A 14053-nucleotide genomic window follows, 5' to 3' on the forward strand; every position below is an offset into this window, starting at 1 on the left:
TTCTCATGTATTTATCACTAATCCGTCATTATTCTAATTTCTTTTGTACAATTGGTTTTCTATCATCTTATTCCTGATATCTGCCTTCAATATAAGTACAGATCATTTAGATTTGCCCCAACATACGGTTTGTTTCGGAAAACATTTATTATAGGTTGTTTCTTTAAAAAAAACCTGTCCCCTTTCAGTTGAGTCATTTTGCTTATCAGTTTCTCATATTTTAACATTTAAGTTGCAGAAATTAATCACTCATTATTGTCTCAAATTATCAATATCAAAAACAAGATATAGTATTGATAAAAATTAAATAAATAACAGGAAACAAAAAAACCACCTTCCTAAGAAAGTGGTTTTATATTTATAGTTAGAAAACTGTTATTTCAGCTTCTTCTTAACGGCTACCTGTTCGTAAACTTCAAGAATATCTCCAACTTCAATATCGTTGTATCCCTTCAGGTTCAGACCACATTCGTAACCTTTTGTTACTTCTCTTACGTCATCTTTGAAACGCTTCAAGCTTTCCAGCTCTCCGTCGAATTTCACGATACCGTCTCTCAGTACTCTTACTTTAGAGCTTCTCGTTACTTTTCCTGAAAGAACCATACAACCTGCGATTGTACCAACTTTAGAGATTTTGAATACTTCTCTGATCTCAACGTTACCCATTACCTGTTCTTTGATTTCCGGAGAAAGCATACCTTCCATGGCTTCTTTCACCTCATCAATTGCAGCATAAATTACTGAGTATGTTCTGATCTCGATTTCTTCTTTATCTGCTAATTCTTTAGCATTGGCACCAGCTCTTACGTTAAATCCGATGATAATGGCATCAGAAGCAGTTGCTAAGTTAACGTCAGATTCAGTGATCTGTCCAACTCCTTTGTGAAGGATGTTCACATTGATCTCTGCTGTAGACAATCTCTGTAACTGGTCAGACAATGCTTCTACTGAACCATCCACGTCACCTTTAAGGATAATATTCAATTCTTTGAATTCTCCTAAGGCAATTCTTCTTCCAAGTTCTTCAAGCGTAGTATGCTTCTTAGTTCTGATAGAAAGTTCTCTCTGTAACTGCTCTCTCTTGTTGGCAATAGTTTTAGCCTCACTTTCATCTGCATATACTTTGAACTTATCACCTGCTGTAGGTGCCCCATCTAAACCTAGAATAGTAACAGGAATTGAAGGACCGGCTTCTTTAAGGTTTCTACCTCTTTCATCAAGCATTGCTTTTACCTTACCGTGGTTCTTACCGGCAACTACATAGTCTCCTACTCTTAAAGTTCCTGTCTGTACCAACATGGTCGCTACATATCCTCTTCCTTTATCTAATGAAGCTTCAATCACAACACCCTGAGCGGCTCTATCCGGATTAGCTTTAAGATCAAGCATCTCTGCCTGAAGTAATACCTTCTCCAATAGAACATCCATATTGTTACCAAACTTCGCAGAAATTTCCTGCGCCTGAACGTTTCCACCCCACTCTTCTACAAGGATATTCATCCCGGAAAGCTGCTGACGGATATTATCAGGATTAGCACTTGGTCTGTCCACTTTGTTCAATGCAATGATCATTGGTACTCCTGCAGCCTGTGCGTGAGAAATTGCTTCTCTCGTTTGTGGCATTACATCATCATCCGCTGCAATTACAATAATGGCAATATCGGTGATCTGAGCACCTCTGGCTCTCATCGCGGTAAACGCTTCGTGACCCGGTGTATCTAAGAATGTAATTCTCTGTCCGTTTTCTAATTTTACGTTGTATGCTCCAATGTGCTGTGTAATACCTCCTGATTCACCAGCGATAACGTTGGTCTTTCTGATGTAGTCAAGTAGGGACGTTTTACCGTGGTCAACGTGACCCATTACGGTTACAATTGGTGCTCTGGAAGAAAGATCTTCCTCAGTATCCATATCTTCTTCAGACTCTACTTCTTCTAAGTCAGCATCTGAGAATTCAATTTTGAAACCAAATTCATCAGCTACCAATAATAAGGTATCCGCTTCCAGTCTTTGGTTCATGGTTACCATTACTCCAAGGGAGAAACAAGCAGAGATAACTTCTGTAGGAGAAACGTTCATTAAACTTGCCAATTCACCTACTGTGATGAATTCGGTTACTTTTAATGTTCTGTCCTGAGCATCAATCTCCTGCTGACGTTCGTCCTGTTCTCTACGGTACGTTCTCTTATCTTTTCTGTGTTTAGCAGATTTAGATTTACCTCCTTTGTTGGTTAGTTTTTCAAGAGTTTCCTTGATCTGGTTTTTAACCTGCTCGTCGGTAAGCTCAACAGGCATGGTTCTTTGCCCTGGTCTGTTGTTGTTTCCTCCGCCTGGACCTTTCTTGAATCCGCCTCCCTGACCTGGTGGACGATTTCCCTGGTTATTTCCAAAACGGTTTCCTCCTGGGCCTCCCTGTCCTGGTGGACGGTTACCTCCCGGGCCACCTTGTCCTGGCGGACGGTTTCCTCCTGGGCCTCCCTGACCTTGAGGACGGTTGTTACCCTGACCTCCCTGGTTATTGTTATTATTTCCTGAGTTTTGATTATTCCCCTGGCCTTGTTGATTCGGGCCTCCCGGTTTTTCAATTCTCTTTCTTTTCTTTTTAGCGCCTGAACCAGGTTTTGGTGCAAATTGCGTTAAGTCTATCTTTTCACCTACGATCTTAGGACCATCAAGTTTCTGATAAACGGTTTCTATTTTCTGAGGTTCCTGAGATTCAGGCTCAGCTGGTTTTTGAGGCTCTGCTTTCTTTTCAGCAGCAGGCTCTGGCTGCTTTGGAGTTTCTTTCACAGGTTCTGCCGGTTTTTCCTCTTCTTTTTTCTCCTCCATTTTGGGTTTATCTTTTTTTACAGGTCTATTTCTAGATTCTATTTGGGACAGATCAATTTTATCCAGAACTTTGAATTCCTGCTTTTCAGGAGCAGCTTTTACTTCCGGTTCAGCCACAACTTCTTCTTTCTTCTTTTCTTCTACCGGTGCTGCCACAGGTACAGGTGCTGCTACGGGTGCAACAGGCACTTCTTCCACTTCAGGGGCTTTAGGTTCAAGATCTATTTTACCTAAAATCTTAGTTTCTGGTTTGTTTGCTTTAGCTCTTATTACTTCAGGGGTTTTCTTTTCCTCAATTTCCAGTTTTTCTTCCGGAACTTTGGTGATCACCACCTCATGGGAAGCTTTTCTTTGTTCACCGTCTTTGGCAAACTCAGCCTCCAATGCAGAATATGCCGCTTCTTCTAATTGAGCGTTAGGATTGTTTTCAACCTCGAAATCCTTTGACTGTAAAAATTCTACTAATCTGGACATCGAAATGTTGAATTCCTTAACCGCTTTATTTAATCTTATTTTTGGCATCTATATTATTTACTATTTTTTTTAATTCTTAAAATTAAAGTATTTCTTTTTTACTGTTTATTAAAATTTATTTAAAAATCTTAATCTTCAAATTCTTCTCTTAGAATACGTTTAACATCTTCAATAGTTTCCTCTTCAAGATCCACCATATTTAAAAGACTTTCTGTATCCTTATCCAGTACTGATTTCGCAGTAGTAAGACCTACTTTCTTAAATTCATCCAAAATCCACTGCTCGATGTCATCGTTAAATTCTCTCAAATCAACGTCGTCATCCTCGCTAGCTTCTCTATATACATCAATTTCATATCCTGTCAACCAAGAAGCCAGTCTGATATTCTGACCTTGTTTCCCGATTACTTTAGAAATCTCTTCAACTGGTGTATAAACTAAAGCATAGTTTGAATCCTCGTTGATGTCAATTTTGTTGATGGTAACATTTCCTAAAGCTCTCTTTACCAAAATTTCAGCGTTTTTAGACCACTGAATAACATCGATGTTTTCATTTCTCAACTCTCTTACCACTCCGTGAATTCTTGATCCCTTCACACCCACACAGGCTCCTACAGGATCTATTCTGTCATCGTAAGCATCTACTGCAATCTTCGCCTTCTCACCAGGAATTCTTACTACTTTTTTAAGCATAATCGTTCCGTCCTGGATTTCAGGAATTTCCAGCTCTAATAACTTCTCTAAGAATTTAGGTGCAGTTCTGGAAATAATAATCTGTGGTTTTGAACCTTTAAAATCTACTGTTTCAACAATAGCTCTGATATTTTCGCCCTTTTTAAAGAAGTCGGACGGGATCTGGTTTTCTTTTGGCAAAATGAATTCATTCCCTTCATCATCCAATAGGATCACGTGCTTGTGACGGATGTGGTGAATTTCTCCAATTACAATCTCCCCGATCTTGTCTCTGAACTGCTCATAAAGCATTGCATTATTATGCTCCTGAAGTTTTGTAGCCAGGATCTGCTTTAAGGTAAGGATATTTCTTCTTCCCAATTGGGCAACAGGAATTTCCATGGTAAAATCTTCACCCACTTCAAAAGTAGGGTCAATTTTTTTAGCTTCAGAAAGTTCGATTTCCAGATCATCATCTTCAGACATCTCGTCCTCTACAATCGTTTTATTTAAAAATATCTGAAAATCTCCTTTATCAGGGTTCACAATTACATCAAAATGATCATCTGAATCAAATCTTTTTCTCAAAAGGGTCTTCAGTGAATCTTCAATAATTGCCATAAGATCAATCTTACTGATCCCTTTTTCGTCTTTAAAATCACCAAAGGATTCAATCAACGCTATATTATCCATCTATTCTTTTTTCTTTTAAAATTTAATTACTACTAACGCTTTTTTTATCTCAGAGTAAGGAATTTCTTTTTCCTCCTCCACATCCACTTTCCCTTTTCCGACTTCTTTCGGTTTTCGGTAGCGTAAAATAAGTGTGATCTTCTCATCATCTACTTTGGCCAGTTCACCTTCTATTTTGGTAGCATCATTCAGCAATACCTCGATCTCTCTTCCAAAATTTTTCTTGAACTGTCTGGGAGCCGAAAGTGGCTCGCTCAGTCCGGCAGACATTACCTGAAGGCTGAAGTCATGCTCTTCACGGTCCATATTAAACTCTATCGCACGGCTTGCATCAAGGCAATCCTGAAGAGTCACTCCATTATCACCATCCAGGATTACAGTAATGTCATCTCCTGTAGAAAATTTAAGATCCACAAGAAACAAATCCTCCCTGCTATCAAGGAATTCGTTTAATAATTCTTCAATTCTTTTTCTAAACTCCATACATTAAATATCTTGATTTACCAGTACGAAAAAAGGCTTTCTTCCGAAGCCTTCCCATTTTTTCCTGTAAATCCACTGCAAATATACGCATTTTTTCTAAAAAAGCAAAATCTACTTAGTTATCAAGTAAATACCTTACAATTTTTCGTTAAAGTTACGGAATATGGGTTGGAGAGTTGGAGCGTCAGAGAGTTTCAGGGTTTCGGGATTCGGGGTGTGGGTTTATGTGTTTGAGAGTTTAAGAGTTTGAGAGTAAAGGGTTTTTGAGGTTGGCATAAGGAATTCGCAGTACAGAATACTAGTTGAAGCGTTGGAGGGTTTGATTGTTCTCAAATAATCATCTTAACCTAAACCTGAATCTCTGCCTCAGCCTTATCCTGAAATCTATCCAAAATTTACCATTCACTTGCGAAGCAAAATTCACCCTTCACCTTTTTTAAATCTCAATCTCACGTTAAAGTAAATTAAACAAGCAGGTGAAAGTATTTTTATTATTTTTGTCTTAAAATTTAAAAACAGACATTTTGAATATAACAATTGTAGGAACGGGTTATGTAGGGCTGGTTACAGGTACTACCCTGGCAGAACTTGGCAATTCAGTATACTGTGTTGACATTGATGAAAAAAAAGTAGAAGGTATGAAAAACGGCGTAGTTCCCATCTATGAGCCGAACCTTGAAGAGATGTTCTTAAGAAACATTCAATCCGAGAGATTATTTTTCACCACCAATCTGAAAGAAGCTTTAGACAAAAGTGAAGTGATCTATCTGGCACTGCCTACACCCCCGGGTGAAGACGGTTCCGCAGATCTTTCCTATGTCATTCAGGTAGCCAACCATATTGGAGAAATGATGACTGAATATAAGGTCATCGTCAATAAAAGTACCGTTCCCGTAGGTACTGCTGACAAAGTAAGAGAAGTGATTGCCTCTAAAACAGACATCCCTTTTGATGTGGTTTCCAATCCGGAATTCTTAAGAGAAGGTTTTGCGGTGGAAGATTCCATGAATCCTTCAAGAGTGGTGGTAGGTGCCAGTTCAGAGAAAGCACAGAATATTATGGCTAAAATTTATCAGCCATTTACCAATACCGGAATCCCGATCATCTTTATGGATGAGAAATCATCCGAACTTACAAAATATGCAGCCAATTCATTCCTTGCCGTAAAGATTACGTTTATGAATGAGATCGCCAATTACTGTGAAAAAGTAGGCGCAGACGTAGACAAAGTAAGACTTGGAATGGGTAGCGATGACAGAATCGGGCACCGATTTTTATTCCCTGGAATCGGGTATGGTGGAAGCTGTTTCCCGAAAGATGTAAAAGCGCTTATCAAATCCGGAATTCAGGAGGATTTCAATTTCCAGATCCTTGAAGCGACAGAAAAAGTAAATACCACTCAGAAAGTAATTCTGGTTTCAGAGATTGAGAAATACTTCGGAGGAGACATCAAAGGCAAGAAGATTGCGATGTGGGGCCTTGCTTTTAAAGCCAACACAGATGACATCCGTGAAGCATCATCTTTGGACAATATCGCTTTGTTATTGGAGAAAGGCGCAGAAATTGCTGCCTATGACGCGGTAGCAGAAAGTAATGTGCAGAAACTTCTTGGTGACAAAATACAGTACGCCAAAGGAATGTATGATGCCCTTGAAGGTGCAGATGCTCTATTCATCGCTACAGAATGGCCTGAGTTTAAAAATCCTAATTTTGAACTGATGGCTAAGAAAATGAAAAACAAAGTCATTTTTGACGGAAGAAATATGTATCCACTGGAAATCCCTGAACAGAATGGATTCCATTATAAAAGTATAGGTAGAAAGACCATAGAAAATAAATAGATGAAAAATATAATTATTACCGGGGGAGCTGGATTTATAGGTTCTCATGTCGTTAGAGAATTCGTGAAAAACAATCCGGATGCTACGATCATTAATCTTGACGCCCTTACTTACGCAGGAAATCTGGAAAACCTGAAGGACATTGAAAATGAGCCTAATTATGTTTTCGAAAAAGCAGATATTACAAAACCGGAAGAACTGAGAAAGATCTTCGAAAAATATAATCCTGATGCCATCGTGCATCTGGCGGCAGAAAGCCACGTAGACAGAAGTATTACCGATCCGATGGCATTCATCAATACCAATGTCAACGGAACGGCCAATCTTCTTAATTTATGTAAAGAATTCTGGACCCTGAATCCAGATCACACCCACGGAAGGTTCCCGGACGAAAAAAGAACTCATTTATTCTACCACGTTTCTACAGACGAAGTGTACGGAAGTCTTGGTGAAACCGGATTCTTCCTGGAAACAACGGCTTACGATCCGCAATCTCCATATTCCGCCTCAAAAGCAGCTTCAGACCACCTGGTGAGAGCATACGGAAACACTTACGGAATGCCATTCATCGTATCTAACTGTTCCAACAACTACGGTCCGAACCATTTCCCTGAGAAACTGATCCCGCTTTGCATTTCAAATATCATCAACGAAAGACCATTACCCATTTACGGTGACGGAAAATATACCCGGGACTGGCTGTATGTAATAGACCACGCCAGAGCAATCCACCAGATTTTCAATGAAGCTAAAACCGGAGAAACATACAACATCGGAGGTTTCAACGAGTGGCAGAATATTGATCTTGTGAAAGAACTGATCAAACAGATGGATGCTAAACTCGGGAAACCGGAAGGCTATTCTGAAAAACTGATCACCTTCGTAAAAGACAGACCGGGACACGACAAGCGCTATGCTATCGATGCTGACAAGCTGAATAAAAACTTAGGCTGGAAACCGTCTGTAACTTTCGAGGAAGGCCTGGGTAAAACCATCGACTGGTATCTTGAGAACAAAGAATGGCTTGAGAATGTCACCAGTGGAGACTACCAGAAGTATTACGAAAAACAGTATGACTAAACCCATCATGAAGTCAATTATTCTTTTGTTTTCCCTTGTGATTTCTTCTCTGGCAGGAGCTCAGACTCTCCTTCCACCTTCGGCTATGGCCAATGTAGCCCAAAAACGTCTTATCGACGAATTTATAAAAGTTTCACATTACAAGGAAGCACTGATCAATTATGCCAAAGAATATATTGAACTTAAAATGTTTGATTATAATGTAGATCCTCCCAAGGAACTACTGACTAAAGATCAGGCCAGAAGCATCATTAAGAATTTTGATTTTGACGGCTTTAAAGTTTCAATGTACAGTTCGTTTTCTTTAATCCCGGAAGAAAACTTAAAAGAACTGATTCAATTTCATAAGACGATCGGAGGCAGTCTGTCCAGAGGAAACTCTACTCTTTTAATGACTCCGACTATTGATCTTAATATCAAAAATCAAATAGATTACGCCATAGAAAACATAAAAAAATAACCGATGAAAGGAATTATATTGGCCGGAGGATCCGGAACAAGACTTTACCCTCTTACAATCGCCGTAAGCAAGCAGCTGATGCCTGTTTACGACAAACCTATGATCTACTACCCTCTTTCGACACTGCTTCTGGCAGGAATCAAAGACATCCTGATCATCACAACACCCCACGACCAGCCTGGATTCATCAAACTTTTAGGTGACGGTTCACAAATCGGATGTAACATCGAGTATGTGGTACAGCCAAGCCCGGACGGACTGGCGCAGGCCTTTATTTTAGGAGATGCCTTTATTGGCAGCGATCCCGTTGCATTAGTCCTAGGAGATAATATTTTCTATGGCTCCGAAATGGGGACCTTACTGAAAAACAAAACCAATCCGGATGGCGGAGTTGTTTTCGCTTATCACGTTTCAGACCCGGAACGATATGGTGTTGTAGAATTTGATGATGATTTTAAAGCCGTTTCCATTGAAGAGAAACCTTTAAAACCGAAATCGAATTATGCGGTTCCAGGACTTTATTTTTATGACAATGAAGTCGTGAATATTGCCAAGAACATCCAGCCTTCTGCAAGAGGAGAACTTGAAATTACGGATGTCAACAACGTTTATTTAAGCAAAGGAAAACTTGAAGTAGGCGTTCTGGACAGAGGCACAGCGTGGCTTGATACAGGAACTTTTGATTCTCTGAATGACGCTTCCGAATTTGTAAGTGTTATCGAAAAAAGACAGGGCTTTAAGATTGGATGTATTGAGGAAATTGCGTTCAGAAATAAATTCATCAACGAAGAAAAACTTCTTGAAACGGCAGAAAAATACGGTAAAAGCGGCTACGGTGAATACCTGAAGCAGCTTGTAAAAAAGTAATCATATATTAATGTAAATGATATAACTATTGGCTTTCGTGCCAATAGTTTTTTTAATATAAAACCATCTGGTCCTTTTCCTCAACCTGAAGTATATAATTGGATGCAGATTTTTATTTGCAGTTACATAATAATAACAGGCTTCTTTCCGATAGTAATTTTATAATTAACTTTGAGGACTTTAAAGAACTATTTAGAAACATTAATGGAATACAATAAACCACAAATCATCACATTCGATAAGATAGGATCATCACAGCTGGGGTATATCACCATAGCAGAAACCCAGAAAAATGTTCCTTTTGAGATACAGCGTGTCTACTGGACCTACTACACGCCTCATGATGTAACAAGAGGCGGACATGCCCATAAAGAACTGCAGCAGATCATATTTGCTGTCTCAGGAACCATTATCTTTAATACGGAAGACAAAGACGGTAATAAAGAAACTTTCACCCTGGATCATCCTACAAAAGGTTTATATATTCCTAAACTGGTATGGAGAGACATTCAGTTTTCCCACAATGCGGTATTGCTTTGTCTGGCGTCTGAAATATATGATGAGGAAGACTATTTCAGAGATTTTGAAAGTTTTAAAGAAGCAATCGACAAAAAATAAATTTTCACCATTGAATTTTCTTTGGTGATGAAGGTATTAATATAAATAACAAAAGATGATAATTGAATACAAAGGAATTAAACTGAGATTCGTTGAAACCGATGATGCTTCATTTATAGTATCGATCAGAAATAATGAAAAAAAGTCCAGGTTTATTTCAAAAACTTCTCCTGATGTAGACGCCCAAAAGCAATGGATACAAAGCTATAAAGAACGGGAACAGCAACAGAAAGAATATTATTTTATTGCCTTTGATGAAAACAATGAAGACTTTGCCACGTACAGAGTTTACAAAATAGATTCCGGACTTCCTGAAATAGGAAGCTGGGTTTCCAAACCTGAGTATTCGAACGTCAAAAACTCAGTAAAAGTGGATATGGCTGTCAAAGATTTCGTTCTGAACGAATTGAATTTCGACACCATTCAGTTTGAGGTAAGAAAACAGAATACATCCGTAAACAGCTATCACAAAATGTTTAAGCCCGAGCTCATCAGAAGCGACGAGGAAAACAACTATTATCTATTAACAAAAGACACCTTTAATTCGGTACTTCCGGATATTCTCAAAAAATTTAAAATATAAGCTTATGTCAATCAATGAATTTATCAAAAATTTTCAGGGTCAACTTGAAAACACGGATACGGTAGTAGAACCTGAAACTGCATACAGCCAGGAAAGCTACTGGGATTCACTTACCGCTATGGTGATCAAAGTAATGATCGAAGATGAATATGGTGTAGATATCGAGCCGGAGCAGATTACTTCGTTCAAAGATATCAACGAACTTTATTCTTTTATTGTTGAGAAAAAACAGTAAATATTAAACAATGGCTTTTATAAAACATATTTCAACCTACATTCCTGAGAACGTTATTTCCAATGAGGAGATTTCAAAAAAGTTTCCGGACTGGGAAAGTGACAAGATTCTTGAAAAAATAGGGATCAGAAACAGGAATATTACCGGAGAAGATGAGTTTACATCAGATATTGCTGTAAAAGCACTCAATAAACTCGTTGAAGAATATCAGATCGATAAATCTACGATAGATTATCTGATCGTCTGTACCCAAAGTCCTGATTACTTCCTTCCTGCAACAGCCTGCCTCGTTCAGTCGCAAGCCGGTTTAAATACCAGTTGCGGAGCTATAGATATCAATCAGGGATGTTCGGGCTATATTTATGGATTATCTCTGGCCAATGCCCTTATTGATTCTAAAATGATGAAGAATGTTGTTTTGATCACAGCGGAAACGTATTCAAAACATATTCACGAGAACGATAAAGGAAACATCAGTCTTTTCGGAGATGCCGCAGCGGCAACGCTGATCTCTGAAGACGGTGATTATGAAATCCTGAAGTTTTCTGTAGGTACAGACGGAGAAGGCGCGAAAAACCTTATCGTTAAAAACGGTGCTGTAAGAAATAAAAAAACAGACAGTACAGAAGACAAAGACAACTATCTTCATATGAACGGTCCGAAAATTTTTGATTTCACCTCAAAAGCAATTCCCGGACTTGTAGAAGAAAACCTGAAAATAAACGGCTTTGAAAAAAGTGACATCGACACCTATATCTTTCATCAGGCCAACACCTTCATGCTCGATTTCTTAAGAAAAAGAATCAATATTCCACAGGAAAATTTCGTCATCGATATGTTAGATTATGGGAATACCGTATCCTCTACCATTCCTATTGCCTTTAAAAATTCATTTGCAACAAGAGATTCCAAAAATGTGATGCTTGTTGGTTTTGGTGTAGGCTATTCCTGGGGAGCAGTCTGTTTAAGAAAAAAATAATTGAGCGTTTAAAATAATAGTATTATGATAAAATTTCTTGATCTTCAAAAGGTCAATTTACAGTATCAGGAGGAAATTGAAAACAAACTTGTCAGTGTTTTCCGAAGTGGATGGTATCTGCAGGGCAGCGAGCTTAAAAACTTCGAGACCAACCTGGCATCATACATCGGTTCAGAATATGCTCTGGGCGTAGCCAACGGACTGGATGCGCTGCGTCTGATCTTCCGCGCCTACATTGAATTAGGTTTCATGAAAGCCGGAGACGAGGTTCTTGTTCCAGCCAATACGTATATCGCTTCCGTTCTGGCTTTGTCAGACAACGGACTGGTTCCTGTATTTGTAGAACCGGATGCCAATACCTATAATATTGACATCGCCAAAATTGAAGAAAAAATAAGCCCAAAAACAAAGGCTATCCTGATCGTTCACCTTCAGGGAAGAATTGTTTTTTCCGAAGAGCTTAAAAATATAGCGAAAAAGCATAATCTGAAAATTGTAGAAGACAACGCACAGGCCATCGGTGCAGAATGGAACGGCATCAAATCCGGAAATCTGGGTGATGCTTCAGGTTTCAGTTTTTATCCGGGTAAAAACCTGGGTGCATTAGGTGATGCAGGAGCTGTAACCACTAATGACAAAGAAGTCTTTGAAGCTATCCGTGCTATAGCCAATTACGGTTCTAACCAGAAATATGTCAACATTTATAAAGGATTAAATTCAAGACTGGATGAAATTCAGGCTGCCGTTCTAGATGTAAAACTTAAATACATCGGTCACGAAAACGGAACAAGAAGAGAAATTGCTAAAAGGTTTATCTCGGAGATCAACAATCCAAAGGTCATCCTTCCTGAAAATCCGGCTGACGAAAATGAGCATGTATGGCACGTTTTTGTAATCCGCACGGAGAAAAGAGATGAACTTCAGGCCTATTTAACAGAAAAAGGGATCAGTACCATCATCCACTATCCTATCCCGCCCCATAAGCAGGAAGCATATAAGGAGTACAATGACCTTACTTTCCCTATCACCGAAAAAATGCATGAAGAAGTCCTGAGTCTCCCGATCTCTTCAGTTTTGGAAGAAGAAGAAATTCAGGCGATCATCGATGCTGTAAACGGGTTTTAGTTAAAAAAAATGAAATAAGCCGGCTGAAATCCCATGTTCCACTATCGGAAAACAGCTATGCCCAATGCCATTAACTCCCCGTTATTAAATAAGAATTATTATTGTAAAATTTAAGAGCTATTGGCTTTATAGCCGATAGTTCTTTGCTCATACTAACAAATAGTAATATATTAGTTATTATTTTCCGTTTTATGTGAATGATTATTCACTTATCAGGAAAGCTGGATAAGAATTAAATATTTTAAATTTGCAAAAACCCACACAAATGAATGAACCACAACAGAAGTGGACAGAAACGATTGAGGCCGACCATTCTTTATTTGATTTAAGACTTAAAGAAGTATGGAGATACAAGGATTTAATATATATGTTTGTAAAAAGAGACTTTATCTCAAGTTTTAAGCAAACTATTTTAGGTCCTGTCTGGTTTTTCATCAATCCGATTTTTACGACAATTGTATACCTCGTTGTATTTGGTCAAATAGCCAAACTTCCTACAGACGGAGCCCCTCCTATTCTGTTTTATCTTTTAGGAGTTACCCTCTGGAATTATTTTTCAGGCTCACTTACCGCAACCTCCAATACTTTTGTAGGGAATGCCAGTATATTTGGAAAGGTCTATTTTCCGAGACTTGTCACTCCTATTTCCATTGTCATATCCAATTTAATGCGTCTCGGCGTACAGATTTTATTATTTATCATAGTCTGGACGTACTATCTGGCAAAAGGCGAAATTCATCCGAATATATGGGTCCTCGCTACTCCTTTGCTCATTATCCTTATGGTTATTTTTGCTTTAGGGGTAGGAATGATTTTTTCCTCCCTGACCACAAAATATAAAGACCTTGGAATGCTGTTAGGCTTTGGTATAAGTTTATATATGTATGCTACGCCGGTTATTTATCCCGTATCCGCGTTGGTAGGCCCTTTCAAAAAGCTTGCTTACTACAATCCCTTAACCGGTATATTTGAATGCTTCAAATACGGATGGCTTGGCTCCGGAGATTTCTCTCCGCTGATGCTGGGGATAAGCACTGCGATTATTCTTGTACTTTTCGCAATAGGCCTTGTTATTTTCAATAAAGTTGAAAAAACATTTATGGATACTGTATAAT

The 14053-nt window shown here is 38.7% G+C and carries 13 protein-coding genes; 10 read left to right on the plus strand and 3 right to left on the minus strand.

Features of this window, described 5'->3' with window-relative positions; genetic code table 11:
- Positions 1–375: 375 nt before the first annotated feature.
- The 3 genes from infB to rimP form a co-directional block, all read right to left on the minus strand.
- Positions 376–3351 carry a translation initiation factor IF-2 gene (infB, locus tag IW22_RS02430; protein WP_034723919.1) on the minus strand — a complete coding sequence of 992 codons (2976 nt, stop codon included), beginning with the start codon at positions 3349–3351 and terminating at the stop codon, positions 376–378.
- An 80-nt stretch (positions 3352–3431) separates the two neighbouring features.
- Positions 3432–4667, minus strand: a complete 1236-nt coding sequence (gene nusA / locus IW22_RS02435; protein ID WP_034723922.1) for a transcription termination factor NusA — start codon at positions 4665–4667, stop codon at positions 3432–3434.
- 15 nt (positions 4668–4682) lie between these two features.
- Positions 4683–5150: a ribosome assembly cofactor RimP gene (gene rimP / locus IW22_RS02440; RefSeq protein ID WP_034723924.1), complete on the minus strand. Its 468-nt coding sequence runs from the start codon at positions 5148–5150 to the stop codon at positions 4683–4685.
- 524 nt (positions 5151–5674) lie between these two features.
- On the opposite strand from rimP, the gene IW22_RS02450 reads away from it, so the two are divergent.
- From IW22_RS02450 to IW22_RS02495, 10 genes are all read left to right on the plus strand, one after another.
- The gene (locus IW22_RS02450; RefSeq protein WP_034723927.1) at positions 5675–6991 is read left to right on the plus strand and encodes a UDP-glucose dehydrogenase family protein; all 1317 of its coding nucleotides are present in this window, start codon (positions 5675–5677) and stop codon (positions 6989–6991) included.
- On the plus strand, positions 6992–8071 hold the full coding sequence (rfbB, locus tag IW22_RS02455) for a dTDP-glucose 4,6-dehydratase (protein ID WP_034723929.1): 1080 nt from the start codon (positions 6992–6994) through the stop codon (positions 8069–8071).
- Entirely contained in the window at positions 8064–8531 is a 468-nt protein-coding gene (locus IW22_RS02460; protein ID WP_228383977.1) for a hypothetical protein, read from the plus strand. Before rfbB ends, IW22_RS02460 begins: the two co-directional genes overlap by 8 nt.
- A gap of 3 nt (positions 8532–8534) precedes the next feature.
- A complete protein-coding gene (gene rfbA / locus IW22_RS02465; protein ID WP_034723931.1) occupies positions 8535–9398 on the plus strand; it encodes a glucose-1-phosphate thymidylyltransferase RfbA in 864 nt (287 codons plus the stop codon).
- A 204-nt stretch (positions 9399–9602) separates the two neighbouring features.
- The gene (locus IW22_RS02470) at positions 9603–10016 is read left to right on the plus strand and encodes a sugar 3,4-ketoisomerase (RefSeq protein ID WP_034723933.1); all 414 of its coding nucleotides are present in this window, start codon (positions 9603–9605) and stop codon (positions 10014–10016) included.
- A 55-nt stretch (positions 10017–10071) separates the two neighbouring features.
- On the plus strand, positions 10072–10599 hold the full coding sequence (locus IW22_RS02475) for a GNAT family N-acetyltransferase (protein WP_034723934.1): 528 nt from the start codon (positions 10072–10074) through the stop codon (positions 10597–10599).
- A 4-nt stretch (positions 10600–10603) separates the two neighbouring features.
- Positions 10604–10834: an acyl carrier protein gene (locus IW22_RS02480; RefSeq protein ID WP_034723936.1), complete on the plus strand. Its 231-nt coding sequence runs from the start codon at positions 10604–10606 to the stop codon at positions 10832–10834.
- Positions 10835–10844: 10 nt separating this feature from the next.
- Positions 10845–11813 (plus strand): 3-oxoacyl-ACP synthase III family protein, encoded by a 969-nt coding sequence (locus IW22_RS02485; protein ID WP_034723937.1) that lies wholly within the window; start codon positions 10845–10847, stop codon positions 11811–11813.
- 24 nt (positions 11814–11837) lie between these two features.
- Positions 11838–12938, plus strand: coding sequence for a DegT/DnrJ/EryC1/StrS family aminotransferase (locus IW22_RS02490; RefSeq protein ID WP_034723938.1), 1101 nt, complete (start codon positions 11838–11840; stop codon positions 12936–12938).
- A 265-nt stretch (positions 12939–13203) separates the two neighbouring features.
- Positions 13204–14052 carry an ABC transporter permease gene (locus IW22_RS02495; protein WP_034723939.1) on the plus strand — a complete coding sequence of 283 codons (849 nt, stop codon included), beginning with the start codon at positions 13204–13206 and terminating at the stop codon, positions 14050–14052.
- Position 14053: the final 1 nt, after the last annotated feature.

It is taken from the genome of Chryseobacterium sp. JM1, from assembly GCF_000737715.1.
GTDB lineage: Bacteria > Bacteroidota > Bacteroidia > Flavobacteriales > Weeksellaceae > Chryseobacterium.

Bases quoted from the DNA above. Each gene is read 5' to 3' on its own strand.
- infB (WP_034723919.1), bottom strand. From the start codon at position 3,351: ATGCCAAAAATAAGATTAAATAAAGCGGTTAAGGAATTCAACATTTCG.
- IW22_RS02475 (WP_034723934.1), top strand. From the start codon at position 10,072: ATGATAATTGAATACAAAGGAATTAAACTGAGATTCGTTGAAACCGAT.
- IW22_RS02470 (WP_034723933.1), top strand. From the start codon at position 9,603: ATGGAATACAATAAACCACAAATCATCACATTCGATAAGATAGGATCA.
- IW22_RS02460 (WP_228383977.1), top strand. From the start codon at position 8,064: ATGACTAAACCCATCATGAAGTCAATTATTCTTTTGTTTTCCCTTGTG.
- IW22_RS02495 (WP_034723939.1), top strand. From the start codon at position 13,204: ATGAATGAACCACAACAGAAGTGGACAGAAACGATTGAGGCCGACCAT.
- IW22_RS02490 (WP_034723938.1), top strand. From the start codon at position 11,838: ATGATAAAATTTCTTGATCTTCAAAAGGTCAATTTACAGTATCAGGAG.
- rfbA (WP_034723931.1), top strand. From the start codon at position 8,535: ATGAAAGGAATTATATTGGCCGGAGGATCCGGAACAAGACTTTACCCT.
- IW22_RS02485 (WP_034723937.1), top strand. From the start codon at position 10,845: ATGGCTTTTATAAAACATATTTCAACCTACATTCCTGAGAACGTTATT.
- nusA (WP_034723922.1), bottom strand. From the start codon at position 4,667: ATGGATAATATAGCGTTGATTGAATCCTTTGGTGATTTTAAAGACGAA.
- rimP (WP_034723924.1), bottom strand. From the start codon at position 5,150: ATGGAGTTTAGAAAAAGAATTGAAGAATTATTAAACGAATTCCTTGAT.
- rfbB (WP_034723929.1), top strand. From the start codon at position 6,992: ATGAAAAATATAATTATTACCGGGGGAGCTGGATTTATAGGTTCTCAT.
- IW22_RS02480 (WP_034723936.1), top strand. From the start codon at position 10,604: ATGTCAATCAATGAATTTATCAAAAATTTTCAGGGTCAACTTGAAAAC.